At 69.3% G+C, this 21,011-nt stretch carries 27 protein-coding genes; 12 read left to right on the top strand and 15 right to left on the bottom strand.

The window, feature by feature from the left end; genetic code table 11:
• Positions 1 to 13 precede the first annotated feature (13 nt).
• The 4 genes from dnaN to AX685_RS02350 are packed head-to-tail and all read right to left on the bottom strand — an operon-like array spanning position 14 to position 2,494.
• Positions 14 to 1,141, bottom strand: coding sequence for a DNA polymerase III subunit beta (gene dnaN / locus AX685_RS02365; RefSeq protein ID WP_066485027.1), 1,128 nt, complete (start codon positions 1,139 to 1,141; stop codon positions 14 to 16).
• Positions 1,138 to 1,725, bottom strand: a complete 588-nt coding sequence (locus AX685_RS02360) for a hypothetical protein (protein WP_066485024.1) — start codon at positions 1,723 to 1,725, stop codon at positions 1,138 to 1,140. The genes dnaN and AX685_RS02360 overlap by 4 nt, the downstream gene beginning before the upstream one ends.
• Entirely contained in the window at positions 1,722 to 2,030 is a 309-nt protein-coding gene (locus AX685_RS02355) for a hypothetical protein (RefSeq protein ID WP_197418456.1), read from the bottom strand. The genes AX685_RS02360 and AX685_RS02355 overlap by 4 nt, the downstream gene beginning before the upstream one ends.
• Entirely contained in the window at positions 2,027 to 2,494 is a 468-nt protein-coding gene (locus AX685_RS02350) for a phage regulatory CII family protein (RefSeq protein ID WP_066485015.1), read from the bottom strand. Before AX685_RS02350 ends, AX685_RS02355 begins: the two co-directional genes overlap by 4 nt.
• Before the next feature lie 198 nt (positions 2,495 to 2,692).
• Between AX685_RS02350 and AX685_RS21345 the strand changes: the two genes are divergently transcribed.
• Positions 2,693 to 2,845, top strand: coding sequence for a hypothetical protein (locus AX685_RS21345; RefSeq protein WP_197418455.1), 153 nt, complete (start codon positions 2,693 to 2,695; stop codon positions 2,843 to 2,845).
• 1 nt (position 2,846) lies between these two features.
• Here the strand turns inward: AX685_RS21345 and AX685_RS02345 are convergent, their stop codons facing one another.
• Positions 2,847 to 3,134: a hypothetical protein gene (locus tag AX685_RS02345; protein ID WP_066485012.1), complete on the bottom strand. Its 288-nt coding sequence runs from the start codon at positions 3,132 to 3,134 to the stop codon at positions 2,847 to 2,849.
• Between the two features lie 85 nt (positions 3,135 to 3,219).
• Between AX685_RS02345 and AX685_RS02340 the strand changes: the two genes are divergently transcribed.
• From AX685_RS02340 to AX685_RS02305, 9 genes are all read left to right on the top strand, one after another.
• Positions 3,220 to 3,954 (top strand): S24 family peptidase, encoded by a 735-nt coding sequence (locus AX685_RS02340; protein ID WP_066485009.1) that lies wholly within the window; start codon positions 3,220 to 3,222, stop codon positions 3,952 to 3,954.
• A gap of 89 nt (positions 3,955 to 4,043) precedes the next feature.
• Positions 4,044 to 4,388: a hypothetical protein gene (locus AX685_RS02335; RefSeq protein WP_066485004.1), complete on the top strand. Its 345-nt coding sequence runs from the start codon at positions 4,044 to 4,046 to the stop codon at positions 4,386 to 4,388.
• Positions 4,388 to 4,783 (top strand): hypothetical protein, encoded by a 396-nt coding sequence (locus tag AX685_RS02330; protein WP_156445613.1) that lies wholly within the window; start codon positions 4,388 to 4,390, stop codon positions 4,781 to 4,783. Before AX685_RS02335 ends, AX685_RS02330 begins: the two co-directional genes overlap by 1 nt.
• 223 nt (positions 4,784 to 5,006) lie before the next feature.
• Positions 5,007 to 6,860 (top strand): DNA cytosine methyltransferase, encoded by a 1,854-nt coding sequence (locus AX685_RS02325; RefSeq protein WP_066484999.1) that lies wholly within the window; start codon positions 5,007 to 5,009, stop codon positions 6,858 to 6,860.
• Positions 6,857 to 7,624: a hypothetical protein gene (locus AX685_RS02320; protein ID WP_156445612.1), complete on the top strand. Its 768-nt coding sequence runs from the start codon at positions 6,857 to 6,859 to the stop codon at positions 7,622 to 7,624. The genes AX685_RS02325 and AX685_RS02320 overlap by 4 nt, the downstream gene beginning before the upstream one ends.
• Complete coding sequence (locus AX685_RS02315) at positions 7,621 to 7,899, top strand: hypothetical protein (protein WP_066484991.1); 279 nt, start codon at positions 7,621 to 7,623, stop codon at positions 7,897 to 7,899. Before AX685_RS02320 ends, AX685_RS02315 begins: the two co-directional genes overlap by 4 nt.
• A complete protein-coding gene (locus tag AX685_RS22240; protein WP_066484990.1) occupies positions 7,896 to 8,414 on the top strand; it encodes a hypothetical protein in 519 nt (172 codons plus the stop codon). Before AX685_RS02315 ends, AX685_RS22240 begins: the two co-directional genes overlap by 4 nt.
• Positions 8,411 to 8,683, top strand: a complete 273-nt coding sequence (locus AX685_RS23480; RefSeq protein ID WP_197418454.1) for a helix-turn-helix domain-containing protein — start codon at positions 8,411 to 8,413, stop codon at positions 8,681 to 8,683. Before AX685_RS22240 ends, AX685_RS23480 begins: the two co-directional genes overlap by 4 nt.
• A complete protein-coding gene (locus tag AX685_RS02305; RefSeq protein ID WP_066484989.1) occupies positions 8,590 to 9,681 on the top strand; it encodes a tyrosine-type recombinase/integrase in 1,092 nt (363 codons plus the stop codon). The genes AX685_RS23480 and AX685_RS02305 overlap by 94 nt, the downstream gene beginning before the upstream one ends.
• 144 nt (positions 9,682 to 9,825) lie before the next feature.
• On the opposite strand, the gene AX685_RS02300 is transcribed toward AX685_RS02305, so the two are convergent.
• The 6 genes from AX685_RS02300 to AX685_RS20795 form a co-directional block, all read right to left on the bottom strand.
• Positions 9,826 to 10,761, bottom strand: coding sequence for a winged helix DNA-binding protein (locus AX685_RS02300; protein ID WP_197418453.1), 936 nt, complete (start codon positions 10,759 to 10,761; stop codon positions 9,826 to 9,828).
• Between the two features lie 60 nt (positions 10,762 to 10,821).
• Positions 10,822 to 12,321 (bottom strand): NAD(P)(+) transhydrogenase (Re/Si-specific) subunit beta, encoded by a 1,500-nt coding sequence (locus AX685_RS02295; protein ID WP_066484982.1) that lies wholly within the window; start codon positions 12,319 to 12,321, stop codon positions 10,822 to 10,824.
• Between the two features lie 102 nt (positions 12,322 to 12,423).
• Entirely contained in the window at positions 12,424 to 12,723 is a 300-nt protein-coding gene (locus AX685_RS02290; protein WP_066484979.1) for an NAD(P) transhydrogenase subunit alpha, read from the bottom strand.
• Positions 12,723 to 13,103, bottom strand: a complete 381-nt coding sequence (locus tag AX685_RS02285) for an endonuclease domain-containing protein (RefSeq protein ID WP_269450448.1) — start codon at positions 13,101 to 13,103, stop codon at positions 12,723 to 12,725. The genes AX685_RS02290 and AX685_RS02285 overlap by 1 nt, the downstream gene beginning before the upstream one ends.
• Positions 13,104 to 13,189: 86 nt before the next feature.
• On the bottom strand, positions 13,190 to 14,326 hold the full coding sequence (locus AX685_RS02280; protein WP_066484971.1) for an NAD(P) transhydrogenase subunit alpha: 1,137 nt from the start codon (positions 14,324 to 14,326) through the stop codon (positions 13,190 to 13,192).
• A 7-nt stretch (positions 14,327 to 14,333) separates the two neighbouring features.
• The gene (locus tag AX685_RS20795; protein WP_082740447.1) at positions 14,334 to 14,456 is read right to left on the bottom strand and encodes an aa3-type cytochrome c oxidase subunit IV; all 123 of its coding nucleotides are present in this window, start codon (positions 14,454 to 14,456) and stop codon (positions 14,334 to 14,336) included.
• 139 nt (positions 14,457 to 14,595) lie between these two features.
• Here AX685_RS20795 and AX685_RS02275 point away from each other — a divergent pair, with 139 nt between their 5' ends.
• A complete protein-coding gene (locus AX685_RS02275) occupies positions 14,596 to 16,038 on the top strand; it encodes a sigma-54-dependent transcriptional regulator (protein WP_066484969.1) in 1,443 nt (480 codons plus the stop codon).
• A 19-nt stretch (positions 16,039 to 16,057) separates the two neighbouring features.
• The gene (locus AX685_RS02270; protein WP_066484966.1) at positions 16,058 to 16,810 is read left to right on the top strand and encodes an SDR family NAD(P)-dependent oxidoreductase; all 753 of its coding nucleotides are present in this window, start codon (positions 16,058 to 16,060) and stop codon (positions 16,808 to 16,810) included.
• A gap of 15 nt (positions 16,811 to 16,825) precedes the next feature.
• On the opposite strand, the gene AX685_RS02265 is transcribed toward AX685_RS02270, so the two are convergent.
• From AX685_RS02265 to AX685_RS02250, 4 genes are all read right to left on the bottom strand, one after another.
• Positions 16,826 to 17,710 carry a bestrophin family protein gene (locus tag AX685_RS02265; RefSeq protein WP_066484964.1) on the bottom strand — a complete coding sequence of 295 codons (885 nt, stop codon included), beginning with the start codon at positions 17,708 to 17,710 and terminating at the stop codon, positions 16,826 to 16,828.
• A 230-nt stretch (positions 17,711 to 17,940) separates the two neighbouring features.
• Entirely contained in the window at positions 17,941 to 18,993 is a 1,053-nt protein-coding gene (gene folP / locus AX685_RS02260) for a dihydropteroate synthase (protein WP_066484958.1), read from the bottom strand.
• 162 nt (positions 18,994 to 19,155) lie between these two features.
• The gene (locus AX685_RS02255; protein ID WP_066484956.1) at positions 19,156 to 20,286 is read right to left on the bottom strand and encodes a site-specific DNA-methyltransferase; all 1,131 of its coding nucleotides are present in this window, start codon (positions 20,284 to 20,286) and stop codon (positions 19,156 to 19,158) included.
• A gap of 234 nt (positions 20,287 to 20,520) precedes the next feature.
• Positions 20,521 to 21,011, bottom strand: a 491-nt coding sequence (locus tag AX685_RS02250) for a ribonuclease HII (RefSeq protein ID WP_066484954.1), incomplete at its 5' end; no start/stop codon positions are given.

The raw sequence follows: 21,011 nt of genomic DNA, 5'->3' as shown, positions 1-21,011 counted from the left end.
ATCGCCTCCCTCGTCAGACCCGCATCGGCATGATGACCGCCAGCAGGTCGGGATCCTTGTCGCTCTCCACCCGCGCCGCCGCATTGGGATCGGCCAGCGCCATCGATACCGACGCCCCCTCGGCGAAGATCGCCAGCGTCGTCGTGAACAGCTTGTGGTCCATGCCCAGCGCCGCCGCCGTGCCGCTCGCACTGGCGTCGATCTCTTCGACCGCCGACGATCCGCCCATGTCGCGCGCGCTCATCGTCTGCGCCTCGGCGTCCGGGGTCAGGTCGATGCGGATCGACCGCAACTTGCGGTCACCCTCCGCGTCCACCACCGACGCGACGCCCGCCGCGGCCGACAGCAGCATGTCGCGCCCGCCGGTCATCCGGATCGCCCCCGCGTCGTCGGCCGGGATGATCCGCTGATAATCCGGGAACGTCCCGTCGACCGCCTTGGCCACGATCTGCACGCGCCCGATCGTCAGCTGGATGGCGTGTTCGTTGACCGCCACCGCCACCTCGCCGCTCGGCTTGGCCAGCAGCTTGCGCATCTGCGCCACCGCCTTGGACGGCACGATCACCTGCGGCATCCCGTCCGCGGCGTCGGGCTGGGCGCAGCGCGCCCGGATCAGCCTGCACCCGTCCGACGCCGCCGCGCACAGCTGCCCGTCCACCAGGTGCAGGTACACGCCCATCAGGTAATAGCGCGTCTCATCGGTCGACTGCGCGACATGGCACGCATCCAGCAGCCGCCCCAGCGACGCCGCCGGCATCGCGAACGCCGTCGCGCACTCCAGCGGCTTGCGCTTGGGAAAATCCGTCGCCGGCAGCGTCGTCAGCGTGCGCACCGCGCGCCCGCTCTTGATCGTCACCGCGCCCGCCCGTCCATCGACCGGCGCGATCGCCAGCCGCCCCGGCTTAAGCCCGGTGACCGCCGCGACCAGCTTGTCCTTCGCGATCGTCGTCGCGATCGACCCGGCCGCCTCCACCGTGACACTCGCCTCGATGTCCAGGTCGGTCGCGGTGATCGTCAGCGTGCCCGCCTCGGCCACCAGCATCAGATTGGCCAGCACCGGGATCGTCGTGCGTCCCGGCACCACATCCGCCACCTGCCGCAACGCCGCCAGCAGCGCGTCGCGCTCCACCTCCAGCGTCATGCCATCAACCCCGTCTGCGCGCCCGTCGCCAGGATCGTCACCCGCCGCAACGTCGGCGCGGGTGCGGCATGGACGACGATCAGCTTGGCCGATCGCAGCGCCAGCAACCCCGACGCCACCAGGTCGACCGGAATCCGCGCCTTCTGCGCCAGCTGCTTGTCGGTCGGGCACGGCCGCCCGAACTCCGCCGCACGCGTCAGGATCGGCAGCAGCCGGTCGCCCGCCTCGTAATCGCCCGCGTCCTGCTGACGCGGCGACAGCCTGGCATAGGCCCTATCCACCTTCGGCACGGGCACGGGATCCTGCAACGCCCGCGCCGTGCGCTGCGCGTAATAGCAGAACTCGCCATGGAACAGCTGGCTGCGCTGCTGGAACAGGATCACCAGCCCCTGCTCCTGCAACGCGCGCAGCCGCGCGGGGCCGGGCGCGCCCGCGGGCAGGTACGGCCGCGTCGCATAGTGGAACCGGTCGCGATGCGACGCCACCGCCAGCCAGCGGTTGACGTCATCGACACTCGCGGTGACGCGGATACGCTCCGCATCCTCGTCGCACGCCGGGCGCAACGCCAGGTCGATCGCGCTCATGCCGCCACCCGTCCGGACGTCTCGGCATCCAGCCATCCGCCCGCCGCCGGCATCGCGAACATCCGCGCGCGCAGCCCGAACAGCGCGCACATCGCACGGCCCATCATCAGGCCGGGCACGATCTCGCCATCGACGATCCGCTGCACCCCGCCGCCCGACACCGCCGCGCCCATCCGGCGCCCGATCGCCTGCGCCGCACGCTCCAGATCGCCCCCATGGGTGAACGCCACCCACCGCGCCAGCTGCCGCGCGCCTTCGTTCGGCACGCGCGCCGGCAAATGCAGTTTCAGCACCCCATGCATCACGAATCCTCCTCGATCGTCGTCAGCTCGGCATCCATCAGCGCCAGCAATTCCATCAGCTCGGCGATCTCGCCGCGCACCCGCCGCGCCTCGCGCCCGTCGATGCGGCCATCGGCCAGCGCCTCGCACAGCGCGGCGGACACATCGGCGCCCTCCTTCGCCTTGCGCGCCAGCAGCGCCCACATGTCCGCGCCCGTAGCGCGCGCCTCCGGCACCCGCACGAACACCCCGCCGTTCGCGCGGCACAGCGCGCGGGTGACGTGCGGCCACCCCGATCGCTCGCTCGCCAGCGGCTCCAGCGCCGCGACGACGTCCAGCGCCATGAAACTGTCGGGCTTCGACACCGACTGATTGTCGCCCAGCACGGATTTTCCGACGCGGCAGAACCCCGCCGCCGCCTCCAGCCCGCCGACGCCCTTGATCGTCTCGGCGGTCGCGCGCTTCAGTGCCAGCAGTTCGGGCGTCATGCCGCCGCCCCGCCGGAAATGTCGCCGGCCTTTCCGGATGACGTTGCGCCCGCGTAACGTGCATCAGTGCCGTTATGGCAACGATCCCGCTCCAGCACGCCGCACCGCCTTTCGGGGAGAGGCTTGCCGCCCCTCCCCGTCCGGCTACTGTCGATCGACACGGCACGACGACAGGAACCGATGATGGCATTGCCCGCGATGGCTGCGGCGCTCCCGGCGCTGCTCAAGACGCTGGAGAAATGGGCGGACTGGGAGAAAATCCGCTCTGCACCATCCCGCATCGACCAGCTGGAAGCGCGAATTGCGGAACTGGAACGCAAGCTGCACGACCTGCGCGACCGGCGACGATAGGTCATGCCGCCTGCTCCTGTTCGATGACCGGGCGCCCGATGCTTGCCAGTGCCTCGGCCGCTTCCGCCGGGATCGCCTGCGGCCAGTTCGCGCCATCGCGGAACCAGTCGGCGATCCGGTCGAGGTTGCGAGCGGAACAGCCGCCGCCATCGCGCAGTCGCTCGAAGAACGAGCCGCGGTTGACGACGATCGTGGCGACCCGCGCCAGCGATTTTCCGCCATGCTCGGCAGCTTGGGCGGCGTATGCGTCGGCGACGCGCAGCAGCGAGGCTTCGTAACCGGTGTCCATGCCGCACGGTTACGGCATGTTTGCCGCATCGTCAACGGCATATCTGCCGCACGACAAAATTGACCCAACGCGGCATAAACGCCGCATGGCGGACAAGATCGACATCCTCATCAGCCGCATCGGCGCGAAGCTCGCGGAACGCCGGCTATCGGAGCGCGAAGCATCGATCGACGCGACCGGGAAGCCCGATGCCCTGCGCTACATCCGCACGCGTCGCGCGATGCCGGGCGGCGACCGCCTGGACGCCATTGCCAAGACACTGAATACAACGGCACAATGGCTGCTAGGCGGCGAAGAGGAAGGCATTGAACCCGATCAGCACGACGGCAACGGAGCCAAACTGGCGGCCATCACACAGCGCCGCCTCCCCCGCACGCTCCCTGTCTACGGGACCGCACTCGCTGCCGATATCGAGTTGTCGACCAGCGACGGCGACATCGTGGCGATCGAACAGATCGAAGTGAATTTCGCCGAACCCAGTGACCACATGGCCTGCCCGACCGCGATAGCCGGGAAGGACGGCTATTACGTGGTCACGGTCTGGGGGCACTCGATGGAGCCGCGCTACGATTCCGGCCGTCGACAGCTCGCCTTTGCCCATCGCCCCGCTCGCGCCGGTGAAGACGTCGTCGTCCAGCTGCGCTCACCGATCGACGACGGCGAAATGGTCACCGCCGTTCTCATCAAACAGCTTGTGCGGATCAAGGCCGGCTTCGTCGTGCTGCGACAGTTCAACCCGGCCGTCGAGTTCGAAGTACCCCAGCACAAGGTCAAGCACATCCATCCGATCATACCATGGGATGACGTCTTGGGGTTTTAAGGCATATATGCCGCAATCCGCTTGACGCGGCATATATGCCGTATTAAGCCGCACCTCAACGGGCGTAGTGCCCGCTTGAGGAGCCGCACATGCCGCACCATCAGACCCGCCGGGTCATCGAAACCCTCTACCCCGTCGAACCCGACGGCCCCGTAACCTACACCCCGCCCGCCTGGGCCAGCGGCGACCTAGACGGCCCCGCCGCGCCGCGCCGCGCGCGCCGCCTGCGCAGCCCCGACGAACCGGGCCGCACCCTGCCGATCTGCTTCGAACCGCTCAGCGCCCCGCGCGACGCGGATCGCATCCATCCCATGGCCGACCCGGACGAACACCACCTCTGGCGCGCGCTCGCCTGGGGCGTCGGCATCTCGACGCCCTGGTACATCGCGGTCGGCGTCGCCGCCTCCATCATGCACGCGAAGGGGCTGCTGTGATGGCCCTTCGGACAGCCCTCCTGCTAGACGCCGTGCGCGAAGCGCTCACCGCCGACCCGATTTGCGGGGGACGCATCACCGCCGAGACGATGACCTTCATCGAGACGACGATCGCAGGCAGCGCCGATCGCCGCGCCGCGACCAGCGCGGCGCGGCAGGCGACCGAAGCCGCCGCGGAGTTCCTCCGCTTCGCCGACGAGGGTCCGGCCACCTCGCGCTTTCCGTTCGAGTGGGATCCCGTCGAGAAGCTCGTCGAGGCCACCCGCACCGCCGCCACGATCGAGCGCGCCCACATGGACGCCATCACCGCCGAAGTGGAGCGCGACGCCGAAGGCATCGCGAAGCTCGATCGACTGATCGCCGCTTGCTCCGCGTTTCTGGAGGGCTGGGCATGATCTGCTGCTCATGGTGTGGCTCCCCCATGGTGCCGGGACAGCCACGCTCGCGCCTGTTTGCGACGCCCGATGGGTCGGTTCGCACGACGTCTGTCCAGGCGCACTTTCATCCTGACTGCGCCGAAGAACTTCTCACCAGCGCCGCCGAAAATCGCGCCACGAACGGCGCGGTCGAGCGGTGGACGTGGCAATACGGCCCGCGAGCGATCGGGAGCGCCTTCTGATGCGCCCCCTCGTCATCGACAATTTCGCCGGTGGTGGCGGCGCCTCCACCGGGATCGAGCGCGCGCTGGGGCGCCGCGTCGACGTGGCCATCAACCACGACCGCGAGGCGATCGCCATGCACGAGGCGAACCACCCGGAGACGCGGCACCTGATCCAGTCCATCATGGCAGTCGATCCCCTGGATGCCACGGGCGGCGCACCCGTGGCGCTCGCCTGGTTCTCGCCCGACTGCAAGCACCATAGCAAGGCCAAGGGCGGCAAGCCGCGCGAAAAGAACATCCGCGATCTGGCATGGGTGGTGCCGCACTGGGCGGAACGGTGTCTGAAGGGCACGCCGAACGGCCGCGGCGCGATCCAGGTCATCATCCTGGAGAACGTCGAGGAATTCCGCCAATGGGGTCCGCTCGACGCGGACGGCAAGCCGATAAAGGAACGCCGGGGCGAGGAATTCGACCTGTGGGTGTGCAAGCTGCGCCGGCTGGGCTACAAGGTCGAATGGCGCGAACTGCGCGCCTGCGACTATGGCGCCCCCACCAGCCGCAAGCGCCTGTTCCTGATCGCCCGGCGCGACGGCCACCCGATCGTCTGGCCCGAACCGACCCACGGCAAGCCCGGCTCGCCGGAGGTCGAGAGCGGCGCGCGCCGTCCGTGGCGCACCGCCGCCGAATGCATCGACTGGTCGATCCCCTGCCCGTTGATCTTCGACCGCAAGCGCCCGCTGAAGGACGCCACCCACCGCCGTATCGCCCACGGCGTGATGCGCTACGTCGTCAACGCCGCGCGCCCGTTCATCGTCGGAGTGGGCGGCCGCCGTGGCCAATCGGCCCCCGCCGATGTGGGAATGCCATATCCGACGATCACGGCAAAGGCGGATGCCGCTATCGTCGACGCCGCCATCGTCCCGATCACCCACACCGGCGATCCCGGTCGCGCGCACGATCCCGCGCAGCCGCTGCGCACCATCACCACCGCCAACGGCGGGGAATTCGCGCGCGCCACGGTGACGCTGGCCCCCCACGTCACGAAATTCCGCTCCGGCTCGGTCGGCAGCGACGCGGGCGATCCCATGCCCACCGTCACCGCCAACGGCGACAGCGCCCGCCCGGCCGGCGCCACGCCGCTGGGCGTCGTCACCGCACATCTGGAAAAGTTCGCGGAGAACGCGCGCGGTCGCCCGGCCGACGCGCCGCTGGATACCGTCATGGCCGGCGCGCCGCGCCACGCCGCCGTCACCGCGTTCCTGTCGCACTTCTACACCAGCAACACCAACGGCGGTCGCGGCGATCCGCTCCAGCCGGCGAAGGCGATCACCGCCGAAGGCCAGCATCACGCCGTCGTCTGCGCCCATATGGAACAGGCCAGCACCGGCGGCATGATCGGCCGCGCCGTCGACCAGCCGCTGACGACGATCACCACGTCGGGATCGCAACAGCGCCTGGTGCAGACGACGATGATCGAGGCGGACGCGCTGCCCGCCCCGCTGATGGCCCGCGCGGTGCAGGTCGCCGCCTTCCTGGTCAAATACTACGGCACCGGCTTGGGCGCCCCGGTGGATCAGCCGGTCGGCACCGTCACGACGCTACCGCGCTACGCCGTCGTCACGGTGACGATCGACGCGGTGACCTATGTCATCGTCGACATCGGCATGCGGATGCTGACACGCCGCGAACTCGCCAACGCGCAGGGCTTTCCGCCCGGCTACGTCCTCGACCCGATCGGCCCGGCCGGAAAGCCGCTCAGCATCAGCAGCTCGATCCGCATGATCGGCAACAGCGTCTGCCCCGACATGGCCGAAGCCCTCGCCCGCGCCAACGTCCGCCTGGTCGACGCCGAAGAACAGGAGGCCGCATGACCCAGACCACCCCATCCAGCGTGGATGCGATGCGCCTGCGCATGTTCCTCGAAATCCTGTCGGCCATGGGCGGAAAATCTGATGCCGGGGACTACATCGGCAATTGGATTACCGCCTTCTGTGGGGATCACGAAGGACAGGACCCCGACACCTTTAATCGCGCGATCGACCTCGGATACGCCGGATCGTCCCATGACAGCGACACTGATGCCGCGCTGGTCTGGATCACCGATGCTGGCCGCGCCGCCCTCTCCACCCTCCCATCTGACGGGGTGACGATACCGGCGGACGACGGGGGAGAGGCCATCACCGACGCGGCGAAGCGCATGGTCGCCGTGCAGGGGATGGACTGGGCGGAATTGGACGGCGGAGACATCGGCTATTGGGAAAGCCTTGCCGCCGTCGCCCTCGCCGCCGCCCCAAAGGCGCCCCCTGTAGCGCAGGCGGAGGGGGTGGAGCGGCTGGCGCTGGAGGCGATTAAAGCCGTGACCGCCACAACCAAGGATGCCGTTGCTGGGCTGTCCCGGATCATGGCCATCGCCCGGTCTGCTGGTGTGGCTGAGCCGTACAGCGAACTGATGGCCAAGCCAGACGTCCAACTGATCGTAAGCCGCCCGCGCACTGAGTGGCGACACCTTTTCGAACAGTCCGTCGAGTGCGCGATCCCACCCGCAGGATGCCGATGCACGCGAACGCCCGGTCACGATGGCCCGTGCGCCGTCGTGCCTGCCCCATCAGGAGCGACACAGTGGGAAGGCCAATGACCACCCAACCCGGCTGGCTCGCCAAGTCTTTGGCCAACGCGTCGCGCCAGTATCACGATCTGCCGGCGAGCCTCCGGACGTGCAGCATTTCGAGCGCCCGTTCGATCCTGATCGAACGGGCCGCCCTCTCGATCGCGGATCAGGTCGTCCCGACCTATCGGGCACCCAACGCGCGCCACACCGGATGCTCAAGCCATACCGCCAAACGCTGGCAGGCCGCGTATGATGCGGCGCGGATCGCTCTCGGCAACAAGTCAGGCACGGTTGAGCCATGATCGACCCGCCCTTCGCGAACGACTGGGCCTATTGCGCCTGGGGCGCGCTGGAGGTGCTGCGCGAACGCCGCGCCGCCATGCCCGCCCGTGTCGCCGCCGGCACGCTGACGCAGGCGGAGGCCGACGACAGCATCGCCGTCGCCCGCGCGATCGTCCTCCAATGGCGCTGGGCGCTCGACCCCGCCATGCCGCCCTTCCCCGCCGCGGCGGACGATCCCGCGCCGTTTGGATGCCGCGACGTCGACATGGCCGTCCAGCTGCGCCGCCTCGCGCAATGGCGCCGCCAACGCGCCGACGCCGCCCCCGCCGATCCCAACGCGCGCGAAGCCGCGCTGCTGGCGGAGGCGCTGGCCTGGCATCAGGACATGGGCGGCACCGACCTGCCGCGCATCGTCCACTTCGCCCTCATCGCCCGCCGCTCACCGGCGCAACGCTTCGTGCCGGACCCGGCCGAAGACGCCGACATCTACCGCGCGTTGGGCCTGACGCTGGACGTCGAAAGGCGCGCGGCGTGACGGTGCTTCTCACCCCGGCAGAGGCCGCCGCCCGATTGCACCTGTGCACGAAGACCTTGCGCCGCCTGCGCCGGGAAGGCCACATTCGCTACGTCGCGATCACCGATCGAAAGATTCTCTACCGCCCGGAAGACTGCGACGAATTCGTTGCCAGCCGCGCACGGAAGGCCGCCGAATGTCCGTCTACAAGCCGAAGAACTCGCCCTACTACCACTTCGATTTCGTCTGGAAAGGTGATCGGTTTCACGGCTCGACGGGCTGCAAGGTAAAGCGGGACGCAGAACGCTATGAGGCGCGTGAGCGCACGAAGGCGATCCATGGCGGCGGCAACGCGGCGGTCATCCTGCTCGACGATGCGTGCGGTCTGTATGAGGACAAGGTCGGCGACCTGCCCAGCTGGGCCGATACCGAACGCGCCATCAAGCATCTGATTGCCGCGATCGGTGCGGCCATCCCGCTGCGCGACATCAAGCAGCTGGACCTGATGCACCTCGTGGCAAAGCGTCGCGGCACCGGGCTGGCGAACGCCAGCGTCAACCGCGAGATCGACGTGTGGCGCGCGATCTGGCGGCACGCCGCGGACGCGGAATTCGACATCGGCCGCATGCCGAATTGGGGCAAGCTCGTGCTGAAGGTCGCGGAGAAGGCGCCGCGCGAATTGAGTGATGCCGAGGAGGTGTCGCTGTTCAGCGAGATACGCGAGGATCTGTATGCCTTCTGCGAATTCGCCCTGAAGACCGGGTGGCGAAAGAGCGAGGTGCTCGGATTGCGATGGTCCGACATCGATTTGGGCGCGCGCACCGCCGTCACCAAGATCAAGGGCGGCGACGTCGTGCGCCGGCCGCTGACGCAGGACATGCTGGTCATCATCGCCAATCAGCCAAAGGCCGGGCCATACGTGTTCACCTATGTCGCCCAGCGCACGAAGCCGGCCTTCACCGACAAGCTGGGCCGCAAGCATCCGGCCCGGATGAAGGGCCAGCGGTATCCGATGACCGATATGGTCCTGCGCCGCCCATGGGCAGCAGCGCTGAAGAATGCCGATGTGACGGAGTTCCGCTTCCACGATCTGCGCCACACGCGGGGCACGCGCATCCTGCGCACGACCGGAAACCTGAAGGCCGCCCAGCGCGCCCTCGCTCACCGCTCGATCAAAACGACGCTGCGTTATGCGCACGCCACAGACGACGACATCCGCCACGCGCTGGAGGTCAGCGATTCCCGGACTATTCCCGAAGCCCCGAACCGCAACGCCAAGAAAGCATAGCCTTGTCAGGTGTTTAGGTGATGGTGGAACGCCGTCGTGTAAACGAGCCGCTCTACCAGCTGAGCTAAGCGCCCGGCGCGTGCGCTACGCGGGAGGACCGTCTGTATCGCGCCGCCCCCGCCGATCAAGCGAAAAGGCGCCCGCTCACACCAACGGCAGCTTCGCGTCCGCCAGCGCCGCGACATAGCGGTACATCGCGTCCCGCGCCGCCGGGCTCAGCGACACGAACGCGCGCCGGCGGTCCTGGGGGTCGGGGTGGCGGTGCAGCAGGTCGGCCGCGGTCAGCTTGCCGATCCAGCGCAGCGCGGTGGTCGGCGCCACCGCCGCCGCGATGCACAGGCTCGACACCGACACCTGCGTCCCCTCCAGCGCGGCCGCGAACAGGTCCAGCAGCATGTCCCACGCCGGATCCTCGAACAGCCCCGTACCGAAGAAACGGTCGCGCAGCCGCCGCGCGCGCAGCACGTCGCGCACCGTCGCGGCGGCGATGTCGACCGACGGCGGCGGCGCGCCGAACCGGACATGCCGGTCCGCGGCGCGCGAACCGCTACCCGCGCCGTCCTCCGCCGCGATCCGCGCCAGCAACTCGGCGATCCGCGCGACCTCCTCCTGCAACCGCGCCGCGCGCTCGCGCTCGTCGTCGGCGCTGCGCACGCGGTCGCCGGGCGTGGAGCCCGTGGTGGCGATCGCCAGCGCGGCGATCCATTCGGCCTGGTCCTGGTCGGGTGCGCACAGCAACTGCACCGCATCGGTGCGGTCGCCCAGCGTGGCGACGACCGGGTCGATCTGCGCGATCGTCATCGCCACGATCAAGGGCAGCCCGCGCGCCATGCATGTCGCGTCGGTCGCGGCCAGCAACGGCGCGAGCGCGGCATCCGGCACGCCGTCCAGGATCAGCACCACCGCATCCGCCGCAGCGGGGATCACCGACGCCGCATCGCCCCCGGCCGTCGGCGCGTCGATCACCGACCCGCCGATCAGCGCCACCGCCGCCCTTGCCGCGACCGCGTCCGCACCATCGCCGCCCATCACCACGAAGCGCGCGCCGGCGCTGCCCGCCAGCCCGAATTGCGATCCCATCATTCCCCGTCCACTGTCGCCATCGTCCCCACTGCCGGCCCGTGGACCGGTCGGTGCGCGTCAGTCCAGAGACTTGACGATTTCCTCGACCATCTTCTTGGCGTCGGCGAGGAGCATCATGGTGTTGTCCATGTAGAAGACGTCGTTGTCGACGCCGGCATAGCCGACGCCGCCCATGCTGCGCTTGACGAACAGCACGGTCTTGGCCTTCTCGACGTCCAGCACCGGCATGCCGTAGATCGGCGAGGTCTTGTCGGTCTTCGCCGCGGGGTTGGTCACGTCGTTGGCGCCGATGACGAAGGCGACATCGGTCTGCGCGAATTCGCTGTTGATGTCCTCCAGCTCGAACACCTCGTCATAGGGGACGTTCGCCTCGGCCAGCAGCACGTTCATATGCCCCGGCATCCGCCCCGCGACCGGGTGGATCGCATATTTCACGCGGACGCCATGCTCCTTCAGCTTGTCGGCCATTTCGCGCAGGACATGCTGCGCCTGCGCCACCGCCATGCCGTAGCCCGGGACGATGATGACCTGTTCGGCCTGGCTCATCAGGAAGGCGGCATCCTCCGCGCTGCCGCGCTTCCACGGCCGGTCGACCTTCGCCGCGCCGCCCGCGCCCGCTTCGGGTGCGCTGCCGAACCCGCCGGCGATCACGCTGATGAAACTGCGGTTCATCGCGCGGCACATGATGTACGACAGGATCGCGCCCGACGACCCGACCAGCGCGCCGGTGATGATCATCGCGCCGTTGTGCAGCGTGAACCCCATCGCCGCCGCGGCCCAGCCGGAATAGCTGTTCAGCATCGACACCACGACCGGCATGTCCGCCCCGCCGATCGGGATGATGAGCAGGAAACCGATCGCGAACGACAGGATGGTGATCGTCCAGAACACCCACGGGCTCTGGTCGACCGTGAAATACGCCACCAGCGCCAAGATCGCGGCCAGCACCGACAGGTTGATGACGTGCCGCGCCGGCAGCATGATCGGCGCGCCGCCCATGTTGCCGTTCAGCTTCAGGAAGGCGATGACCGATCCGGAGAAAGTGATCGCACCGATCGCGACGCCCAGCCCCATCTCGATCCGGCTGACCGGCAGGATATAGGCCAGCGGCGTGCCAGAGAGCGGGTCGACCAGGATACGCGCGATCCCGAACGCGATCGGGTTCAGGAAGGCGGCGGCCGCCACCAGCACCGCGGCCAGGCCGACCAGCGAGTGGAATGCGGCGACCAGCTGCGGCATCGCCGTCATCGCGATCCGCCGCGCGGTGGTGATGCCGATGACCGCGCCGATCGCGATCGCCGCGACGATCTCCAGCGCCGCGACATAGTCGATCCGCGCGATCAGCGCGGCGTAATCATATCCCTCGATCAGCGTCGTCGTGACCGGCACGTGCGTCACCAGCGTGGTGACGACGGCAATCCCCATGCCGATCATGCCGAACCGGTTGCCGCGCTGGCTGGTGGTCGGGCTGGACAGCCCGCGCAGCGCCAGGATGAAGCACACCCCGGCGATCAGGTACGCCAGCGCGACCCACGGATTGACGGCGACATGCTCCACTAGATCCTGCTCCCCCTTATATCGTCATCCCGGCGAAAGCCGGATCTGTCACCACAAGCGTGCCCTTGCGGCACGAGACCCCGGCCTGCGCCGGGGTGACGATCAATGTTTCGCGACCGCCGGCCGCTCCTTCTTCTTGTACATCGCCAGCATCCGGCTGGTGACCGCGAAACCGCCGAAGATGTTGACGCTCGCCAGCACCACCGCCAGCAGCCCCAGCCACTTGCCCCCGGTACTCCCCGCCGCCGCGCTGGCGATCAGCGCGCCGACGATGATGACGCTGGAAATCGCGTTGGTCACCGCCATCAACGGCGTGTGCAGCGCCGGCGTCACCGACCAGACCACGTAATAGCCGACGAAGCACGCCAGCACGAAGATCGACAGGATCGCGATGAAGTCCATTAATCCTCCCCGGTACGGGGAGGGGGACCGTCAGCCGAAGGCTGATGGTGGAGGGGGCGGGCCGCATGCGCCACGATGGAAGCGGCAACCGCCTCCACGTCGCGCAACACGTCCGCCGCCGACACCCGGACGACCCTGAACCCGTTCTCTCTCATGAATTGATCGCGACCGCGATCGTGCATCCTGGCCGACGCGCCCGCGTGAATATGCCCGTCGACCTCGACCACCAATCGCGCGCGGGCACAGTAGAAATCGGCGATATAGGTACCGATCGGATGTTGCCGCCGGAACCTGATCCCGCCGGGCTGGCCGCGCAGGCGCTGCCACAGCATGACCTCGGGCAGCGTCATCGAACGCCGCAGCGACCGCGCACGCGCCACCTCGGGACGAAGCGTCCGCGGCACGTCCCCTCCACCGCTCGCCTGCGGCGAGCGGTCCCCCTCCCCTTGCAGGGGAGGATACGCCATCACGACAGCAACCGCGGGTTCACCACCGCACCGTCCCTGGTCAGGCGCACCGCGTCGCCGATCTCGTCGTCGAGTACCGGCTTGCCCGCGTCCTTGTCCCAGAAGGTCGACAGGAAATTGTAGAGGTTGCGCGCGAACAGCGCGGAGGCGTCCGCGGGCAGCCGCCCGGCGACGTTGCGATGCCCGACGATCTTCACGCCGTGGCGCTCGACGATCTCGCCCGCCACCGCGCCCTCGACATTGCCGCCGCTTTCCACCGCCAGGTCGACGATCACCGATCCGGGGCGCATCGTCGTCAGCTGCGCATCGCTGATCAGCCGCGGCGCGGGGCGCCCGGGGATCAGCGCCGTCGTGATGACGATATCCTGCTTGGCGATATGCGCGGATACCAGCTCGGCCTGCGCCTTCTGATACTCCTCGCTCATCTCGGTGGCATAGCCGCCCGACCCCTCGCCCTCGATCCCGGCGACATTCTCGACGAAGATCGGCTTGGCGCCCAGCGACAGGATCTGCTCCTTGGTGGCGGAGCGCACGTCGGTGGCGGACACCTGCGCGCCCAGCCGCCGCGCCGTCGCGATCGCCTGAAGCCCGGCGACGCCGACGCCCATCACGAACACCTTGGCGGCGGAAACCGTGCCCGCCGCGGTCATCATCATCGGGAACGCGCGGCCATAGACGCCCGCGGCGTCCAGCACCGCCTTGTATCCCGCCAGGTTCGATTGCGACGACAGGATGTCCATCGACTGCGCGCGTGTGATGCGCGGCATGAACTCCATCGCCAGCGCCTCATACCCCGCGGCGGCATAGGCATCGACGCGCGCGCGCCCTCCGTTCTCACCGGCACCGAACGGGTTCAGTCCGGCGACGATCCACGCCCCCGGCGCCGCACCGCCCAGCGTCGCGGGGTCCGGACCCTGCACGCCCAGCACGATGCCCGCGCCCGCGAGCGTCGCCACGCGGTCGCCCACGCTCGCCCCCGCCGCGGCGTAATCGCCGTCGGCATAGGATGCGCCCGCGCCGGCACCGGCCTCGACCGCCACCTGCGCGCCCAGCGCCACGAATTTCTTCACCGTCTCCGGCGTCGCGGCCACCCGGCTCTCGCCGGAAGCCCCCTCCTTAAGGACCGCGATCTTCATGCCGGGCTTACGAAATCAGCCAGATGACGAGAAAGGCGAGCAGGAAGCACGCCACCGATCCGTACTTCAGCAGGTTCAGCATGCTGAAATAGGTCGCCTCGTGCGCCTTGATGTTGGCGGGGTCGGCCATGTCGATCCTCTTCTATGTGAACGTGCCTAAAGCCTAGATGGCGCGCGGCGGCTAGGCAATATCGGCTACGCCGCGCTTAAGTCGGCCTTTACCCCGATCGATTACGCCCTCGCGGATCGCTTATCCTCACGGGGCACGAATGACGCGCAACGGCCAACGCCTGCTGATGCTGATCGACGCGGATGCGGCGCAACAGCGCCAGCTGTCCGCGCTCGCCGCGCGCGGCGGCTGGCGCACCGTCGCGGTGCCCGATGGCGCCGCCGCGCTGGCGCTGCTGGAGACTGCCGCGGGCCGTCCGGTCGATGCCGTGCTGCTCGATCATTCCGCCAGTGAAGAGCCGGTCGCGGACGTCATCGCGGCGCTGCACGAATGCCGCCCGGCACTGCCGGTGCTGGTGCTGACGGCGCACGAATCGGTCGCCGATGCGGTCGCGGCGATGCGCGCGGGGGCGGTCGATTTCCTGGTCCGCCCGGTCGCCCCGCAACGGTTCGTCCAGGCGCTGGAGGCCGCGCTCGCGGGCAGCGTCTCGGGCGAGCTGCGCCCGCTCACCGAAAAGATCCCCGCGCTGCTCGGCTTCGACGAGATCGTCGGATCGGCGCCCGATTTCCGCGCCGCTCTGGCGGTGGCGGCCAAGGCGGCGCGCGCGCGCGTCCCCGTGCTGATCGACGGCGAACCGGGCGTCGGCAAGGAAGTGGTGGCCGAGGCGATCCACGCCGCCTCGCCGCGCGCCGCCGGGCCGCGCGTCACCGTCAATTGCGCCGCGATCGCCACCAACCTGATCGAAAGCGAGCTGTTCGGCCACGAACAGGGCGCGTTCGCGGGCGCGTTCGAACGGCGCATCGGGCAGTTCGTCCACGCCGACGGCGGCACCCTGTTCCTGGACGAGGTCGATCACCTGCCGCTCGACGCGCAGGCCGCGCTGCTGCGCGTGCTGCATAGCGAGGAGGTCGTGCCGCTCGGCGGGCGCCATGCGCGCGCGGTCGATGTGCGCGTCATCGCCGCCACCAACAAGCGGCTGCTGGACGAGGTCGCGGCCGGCCGCTTCCGCGAAGACCTGTATTACCGCCTCAACGCCGTCACCGTGACGATCCCCCCGCTGCGCCAGCGCAGTGGCGATATCCCCGCGCTGACCCGCCACCTGCTGGCGCGCATCGCGACCCAGCCCGGGCTGCGCGAACTGGGGATCACCGACGACGCGCTCGCGCTGCTCGCCGCCTATGACTGGCCCGGCAACGTGCGCCAGTTGCAGGATGCGCTGTTCCGTGCGGCGGTGCTGTGCGAGGGCGATGCGCTGACCCGCGGCGATTTCCCGCAGCTGGCGGCGATCGGCGCGCGTCCGGCGGTGCGGCTGGCGAACGGCGCGGGCACCGCCGCTGCACCGGCGCTGGCCGCGGCGGGCGGCGTCACGCTGTTCCGCCCCGACGGCAACCTGCGCCCGCTGGAGGAGATCGAGGCCGACGTCATCCGCCTCGCCATCGGCCATTACCGCGGCCGCATGACGGAGGTCGCGCGGCGGCTCGGCATCGGCCGCTCGACCCTCTACCGCAAGCTGAGCGACCTGGGGATCGACACCGCCGCCTGATCCGGGGCAGAACGCCGCGATGCCGCCGTTCCGCCACCGCTCCTACCTCGTCACCGGCGCCGCTTCGGGCATCGGGCTGGCCGTCGCGCAGCATCTGGCGGCGAACGGCGCGCAGCGGCTGGTGCTGGCCGATCGCGATGCCGATGCGCTGGCGCGGGTCGATGTCGGCTGCACGCTCGACCTGCTGCCCGGCGATGTCGCGGACGAAGCCTTCTGGGACGCCGCCGCCTCCGCGCTGGCGGGCATCGACGGCGCGGTCGTCAACGCCGGGGTGGCGGGCGCGGGGATCATCGCCGACCTGCCCTTCGCCGAATGGCGCCGCATCCTGTCGGTCAACCTCGACGGCGCGTTCCTGACGCTGCGCGCCGCGATGCGCGCCATGCGGGGGAAGGGGGGCGCGATCGTCGCCACCGCGTCTGCCGCGGGGATCAAGGCCGAACCCGGCGTCGCCGCTTACGGCGCGTCCAAGGCCGGGCTGATCCAGCTGGTGAAGGTCGCCGCGAAGGAAGGCGCCGCGGACCGCATCCGCGTCAACGCCATCGCCCCGGCGGGCGTGGAAACCCCGGTGTGGGACGCGGTGCCGATGTTCGCGGACCGCGCCGCCGCGATCGGCCGCGACGCCGCCTTCGCCGAACTCGCCGCGCTGGCCACCCCGCTCGGCCGCTACGCCAAGGCGGAGGAGATCGCCGGGCAGGTCGCCTTCCTCCTCTCCGATACCGCCGCGCTGATGACGGGCGCGGTGCTGGTCAGCGACGGCGGCTACACGCTGTAGGCGCGCGGCCCCCCGTCACCACAGCACGCCCTTCACCGGCTGCAACGGCTCGGGCGCCGGGTCGCCGATCGATTGCAGCAGGTCGATCTCGATCGTCCGGCACATCGCGTTGAGCGGCAGGTCGTGCACGGTGTTCGCGAACGGATCGACCAGGTCGTCGCCGATCGCCAGCACCGCCAGGAACATCAGCCCCGCCATCGTCGACCCCAGCGGCGTCGCAAAGCCCAGCGTCTCGACCAGCCCGATCGGCAGCAGGATGCAGAAGATGTGCGTGAACAACGTGGGGAAGAACCGGTATTGATTGGGCAGCGGGGTGTTCTTCAGCCGCTCCATCCCCCCTTGCGCATTGGCGATATCGACCAGCACGCTTTCCATCGCGCCTTGCTGGATGGTGTCGATCCAGCCGTTCTTCATCGCCAGGTTGATGCGCCGCCCGGTCCCGTCGACGATGCCGTTGGCGACATTGGTGCGCCCCAGCGCGAAATCGGCCTCGCCCTTCGACAGGAAGCGCAGCACCTCCGCATCCGGGCTCTGCTTGCGCAACTGGCAGCGCAGCGCGTTGACATAGGCGACCTGCCGCAGGACGATCGTCCGCTTCATGTCGGTCGCCTCGGGATCGGGCAGGAAATTGCGCGCCTGCCGCGCCAGGTTGCGGCTGGCGTTGATCATCAGCCCCCACAGCGACCGGCCTTCCCACCAGCGCTGGTACGCCGAATTGCTGCGAAACCCCAGGAACAGCGCCAGCGCCGAGCCGAACAAGGTCAGCGGCAACGACGGCGCCCGGAACGGCAGCACGTAATACGTGGCGGTGACGATCACGTCCCAGACGAACAGAAGCGTCAACGGCTTCCAGACTTCGCGAATGATCTGCGTATAGCGGGGCGTAGCGGTGACGATCATGCGCGGGCTAACGCACATCAATCCGCTGCGTTGCAGCAGCGGATCGCGACCGAAACGATTTGTTACGCGGCCGCGTACTCCGATACGCCATCCCCCCGAACGTCATCCCAGCGGAAGCTGGGATCTCCCGCGGAGAACGCACCGCCTTCCCCGCAAAGACCCCAGCCTGCGCTGGGGTGACGTCGCCGGATGACGAAGCGGGCGGCGAAAGGGGGATGACGATGGCGCCCCTACCCGATCAACGCCCGGTCGCGCAGCCCGCGCCACACGCGCAGAGCCTGCACCGTCTCGGCCACGTCATGGACGCGCAGCAGCTGCACCCCCGCCGCCGCGCCCGTCACCGCCAGCGCGATCGATCCGCCCAGCCGCTCGGCGACCGGCGCCTCGTTGCTCAGCGCGCCGATCAACCTTTTGCGGCTGGCGCCCAGCATGATCGGGCAGCCGATACCGTGGAACAGCGCCAGCGCGTTGATCAGCGCCAGATTGTCGGCCAGCGACTTGCCGAAGCCGATGCCCGGGTCGATCATCACCCGCGCGCGCTCGACGCCCGCGGCGACCACGGCGTCGACACGCGCCTCCAACCAGTCGAACACCTCGGTCACCACGTCGCGATATCCGTCGCGGCCATGCCCGCCCTGCTTGGGATCGGGGGAGTGCATCAGGATCACCGGCGCGCCGGTGCGCGCGACGACGTCCAGCGTGCGCTCGTCCCACAACAGCGCCGACACGTCGTTGACGATCCCCGCGCCCGCCGCCAGCGCCGCCTCGGCCACCGGCGCCTTGCGCGTGTCGATGCTGACCAGCGCGCCGCCGCGCGCCAGCCGCTCGACGACCGGGGCGACGCGCCGCGCCTCGTCCTCTTCCCATACCAGCGCGGCGCCGGGGCGCGTCGATTCGCCGCCGACGTCGATCAGCGCCGCGCCCGCCGCCGCCATCGCCATCCCGGCCGCCGCGGCGCCGGCGGGATCGTCGACATGCGCGCCGCCGTCGGAAAAGCTGTCCGGCGTCACGTTCAGGATGCCCGCCACCTGCGGCTGGTCGAACCGCAGCGTCCGTCCGCCCAGCACCCATGGCGCGCGCGGCGCGGTGATCCGCGCATGGAGCAAGGCGGCGCGCTCGCCCAGCGCCGCCACCCCGGACACCGGCACGACCCGTCGCTCGCCGTCACCGGTCACCTCATAGGCGGCGAACCACTGCATCCCCCCCGCCAGCCGCGCGGCGGCACCGTCGGGCAGCCCGACCGGCGTGTCGACGAAATGGACGGGGCGCAGGTACAGGGTCATGGTTCGCTCCTAACAACCCCGTCACGCGGGCGAAACCATCATCCCGTCACCGCGGGTCACGTCGCCCTGCACGTCCCGTCACCCCGGTGAAGGCCGGCGTCTTACCGCAGCGAAAGACCCCAGCCTTCGCTGGGGTGACGGGGCGGGGGAAAACGACAGGCCCTACGGCTGCGTCGCCAGCAGGTATGTCTGCCGCAGCGTGTCGATCGGCGCCAGCGTGCCGTCGCGCTCGACGTGCCAGAACGTCCAGCCGTTGCAGGCCGGCGCGTTCTGTACCGTCGCGCCCAGCTTGTGGATCGAACCGGTCGCGCCGCAATCGCTCGCCAGCGATCCGTCGGCGCGCACCAGCGCGCGGAACCGCCGCTTGGCGTCGGTCAGCACGTCGCCCGCGGTCAGATAGCCGTTCTCCACCAGCACGCCGAACGCCACCTTGGGCTGGGTGCGCGGGCTCTGCATCGTCGCCAGCGCCGATTCGTCCAGCGGCAGCGCCGCGGCGATCCGCTCCATCGCGGCGTCGACATAGGCGAGTTCGCGCTCGATCCCGATCCAGCGCCGCCCCAGCCGCCGCGCCACCGCCCCAGTGGTGCCGGTGCCGAAGAACGGATCGACCACCACGTCCCCCGGCTTGGTGCAGGCCAGCAGGATTCGGTACAGCAGCGCCTCGGGCTTCTGCGTCGGGTGCACCTTCACCCCGCCCTTCTTCAGCCGCTCGTTCCCGCCGCAGATCGGGAATTCCCAGTCGGACCGCATCTGCAATTCGTCGTTCAGCGTCTTCATGCTGCGATAGTTGAACGTATATTTCGCCTTCTCGCCCTTCGACGCCCAGATCAGCGTCTCGTGCGCGTTGGTGAAGCGGGTGCCGCGGAAATTGGGCATCGGATTGGCCTTGCGCCACACGATGTCGTTGAGGATCCAGAACCCCAGGTCCTGCACCGCGGTGCCGACGCGGAAGATGTTGTGATAGCTGCCGATCACCCAGATCGTGCCATCGTCCTTCAGGATGCGGTGCGCCTCCGCCAGCCACGCGCGGGTGAAGGCGTCATATTGCGCGAAGGTATCGAACTTGTCCCAGTCGTCGGTCACCGCATCGACATGGCTGCCGTCCGGGCGGAACAGTTCGCCGCCCAGTTGCAGGTTGTAGGGCGGGTCGGCGAACACCATGTCGACCGACTTCGACGGCAGCGCCTTCATCGCGGCGATGCAATCGCCCATGACGATCTGGTCCAGCGGCAGCGGGGCCTCCGCCTCCACCGTCTGGCGCGCCTTGCGCGCGACCTTCTCGATCACCCCCATCGTTCATCCCCCGTTTCGAGGGGCGAAAGTGCGGCAAAGATGGTTTCCGTCAAGCAAACATTGGTTAACGCGACTCGGCAGGAATCCGTTGTGCAGGCGGAACATTCCGGGGCCATGACCAGATATTGAGTCTGTGCGGGCGGCGCGGACTCAACCACTGGTGTGTTGCGCGAAAGACTCAACGCCACTCGCTTCGTCGCATTTGGCCCGCGACCCGCGCACCCCCGCGCCGAATCACGCCCCCGTCGCCGGCCCCGTCAGCACCAGTTCGAGTTGCGCAACCGGCGCGAAGCTGCGCCGGTGCAGCGGCGACGGCCCATGCTGGCGCAACGCGGCGAGGTGAGCGGCGCTGCCATAGCCTTTGTTGCTGTGCCATCCGTAATGCGGATGCGCCTCGGCCGCCTGGATCATGATCGTGTCGCGGGTATGCTTGGCGATGATCGAGGCGGCGGCGATCGAGCGGCTGACCGCATCGCCGCCGACGATCGCGCTAGCGGCATAGCCCCAGCGCGGCAGGCGGTTGCCGTCGACCAGCACGTGCCCGGGCGCGCGCCCCAGCGCCGCCGCCAGTTGTTCCACCGCCAGCGTCATCGCCTTCATCGTCGCCCAGTGGATGTTGAGCGTGTCGATCTCCGCCGGCTCGACGATGCCGATCCCCACCACCGCGCAGTCGGTCAGCCGTGCGCACAGCCGCGCGCGCTCGGCGGCGGGCAGGCGCTTCGAAT

The organism is Sphingomonas sp. CCH9-F2, assembly GCF_001556735.1.
GTDB lineage: Bacteria > Pseudomonadota > Alphaproteobacteria > Sphingomonadales > Sphingomonadaceae > Sphingomonas > Sphingomonas ginsenosidimutans.
Note: the sequence above shows the minus strand (reverse complement) of the source record. Positions and strands in the feature narration are given on the sequence as shown.

What these genes read in the sequence shown, in the direction of transcription:
- AX685_RS02325 (WP_066484999.1), top strand. Translation starts at nt 5,007, where the DNA reads ATGCGCCCCCTCGTCATCGACAATTTCGCCGGTGGTGGCGGCGCCTCC.
- AX685_RS02315 (WP_066484991.1), top strand. Translation starts at nt 7,621, where the DNA reads ATGACCACCCAACCCGGCTGGCTCGCCAAGTCTTTGGCCAACGCGTCG.
- AX685_RS02360 (WP_066485024.1), bottom strand. Translation starts at nt 1,725, where the DNA reads ATGAGCGCGATCGACCTGGCGTTGCGCCCGGCGTGCGACGAGGATGCG.
- AX685_RS02270 (WP_066484966.1), top strand. Translation starts at nt 16,058, where the DNA reads ATGCCGCCGTTCCGCCACCGCTCCTACCTCGTCACCGGCGCCGCTTCG.
- AX685_RS22240 (WP_066484990.1), top strand. Translation starts at nt 7,896, where the DNA reads ATGATCGACCCGCCCTTCGCGAACGACTGGGCCTATTGCGCCTGGGGC.
- AX685_RS21345 (WP_197418455.1), top strand. Translation starts at nt 2,693, where the DNA reads ATGGCTGCGGCGCTCCCGGCGCTGCTCAAGACGCTGGAGAAATGGGCG.
- AX685_RS02280 (WP_066484971.1), bottom strand. Translation starts at nt 14,326, where the DNA reads ATGAAGATCGCGGTCCTTAAGGAGGGGGCTTCCGGCGAGAGCCGGGTG.
- AX685_RS02345 (WP_066485012.1), bottom strand. Translation starts at nt 3,134, where the DNA reads ATGGACACCGGTTACGAAGCCTCGCTGCTGCGCGTCGCCGACGCATAC.
- AX685_RS02275 (WP_066484969.1), top strand. Translation starts at nt 14,596, where the DNA reads ATGACGCGCAACGGCCAACGCCTGCTGATGCTGATCGACGCGGATGCG.
- AX685_RS02300 (WP_197418453.1), bottom strand. Translation starts at nt 10,761, where the DNA reads ATGGGATCGCAATTCGGGCTGGCGGGCAGCGCCGGCGCGCGCTTCGTG.
- AX685_RS20795 (WP_082740447.1), bottom strand. Translation starts at nt 14,456, where the DNA reads ATGGCCGACCCCGCCAACATCAAGGCGCACGAGGCGACCTATTTCAGC.
- AX685_RS02265 (WP_066484964.1), bottom strand. Translation starts at nt 17,710, where the DNA reads ATGATCGTCACCGCTACGCCCCGCTATACGCAGATCATTCGCGAAGTC.
- AX685_RS02335 (WP_066485004.1), top strand. Translation starts at nt 4,044, where the DNA reads ATGCCGCACCATCAGACCCGCCGGGTCATCGAAACCCTCTACCCCGTC.
- AX685_RS02290 (WP_066484979.1), bottom strand. Translation starts at nt 12,723, where the DNA reads ATGGACTTCATCGCGATCCTGTCGATCTTCGTGCTGGCGTGCTTCGTC.
- dnaN (WP_066485027.1), bottom strand. Translation starts at nt 1,141, where the DNA reads ATGACGCTGGAGGTGGAGCGCGACGCGCTGCTGGCGGCGTTGCGGCAG.
- AX685_RS02350 (WP_066485015.1), bottom strand. Translation starts at nt 2,494, where the DNA reads ATGACGCCCGAACTGCTGGCACTGAAGCGCGCGACCGCCGAGACGATC.
- AX685_RS02255 (WP_066484956.1), bottom strand. Translation starts at nt 20,286, where the DNA reads ATGGGGGTGATCGAGAAGGTCGCGCGCAAGGCGCGCCAGACGGTGGAG.
- AX685_RS02320 (WP_156445612.1), top strand. Translation starts at nt 6,857, where the DNA reads ATGACCCAGACCACCCCATCCAGCGTGGATGCGATGCGCCTGCGCATG.
- AX685_RS02330 (WP_156445613.1), top strand. Translation starts at nt 4,388, where the DNA reads ATGGCCCTTCGGACAGCCCTCCTGCTAGACGCCGTGCGCGAAGCGCTC.
- folP (WP_066484958.1), bottom strand. Translation starts at nt 18,993, where the DNA reads ATGACCCTGTACCTGCGCCCCGTCCATTTCGTCGACACGCCGGTCGGG.
- AX685_RS02340 (WP_066485009.1), top strand. Translation starts at nt 3,220, where the DNA reads ATGGCGGACAAGATCGACATCCTCATCAGCCGCATCGGCGCGAAGCTC.
- AX685_RS02305 (WP_066484989.1), top strand. Translation starts at nt 8,590, where the DNA reads ATGTCCGTCTACAAGCCGAAGAACTCGCCCTACTACCACTTCGATTTC.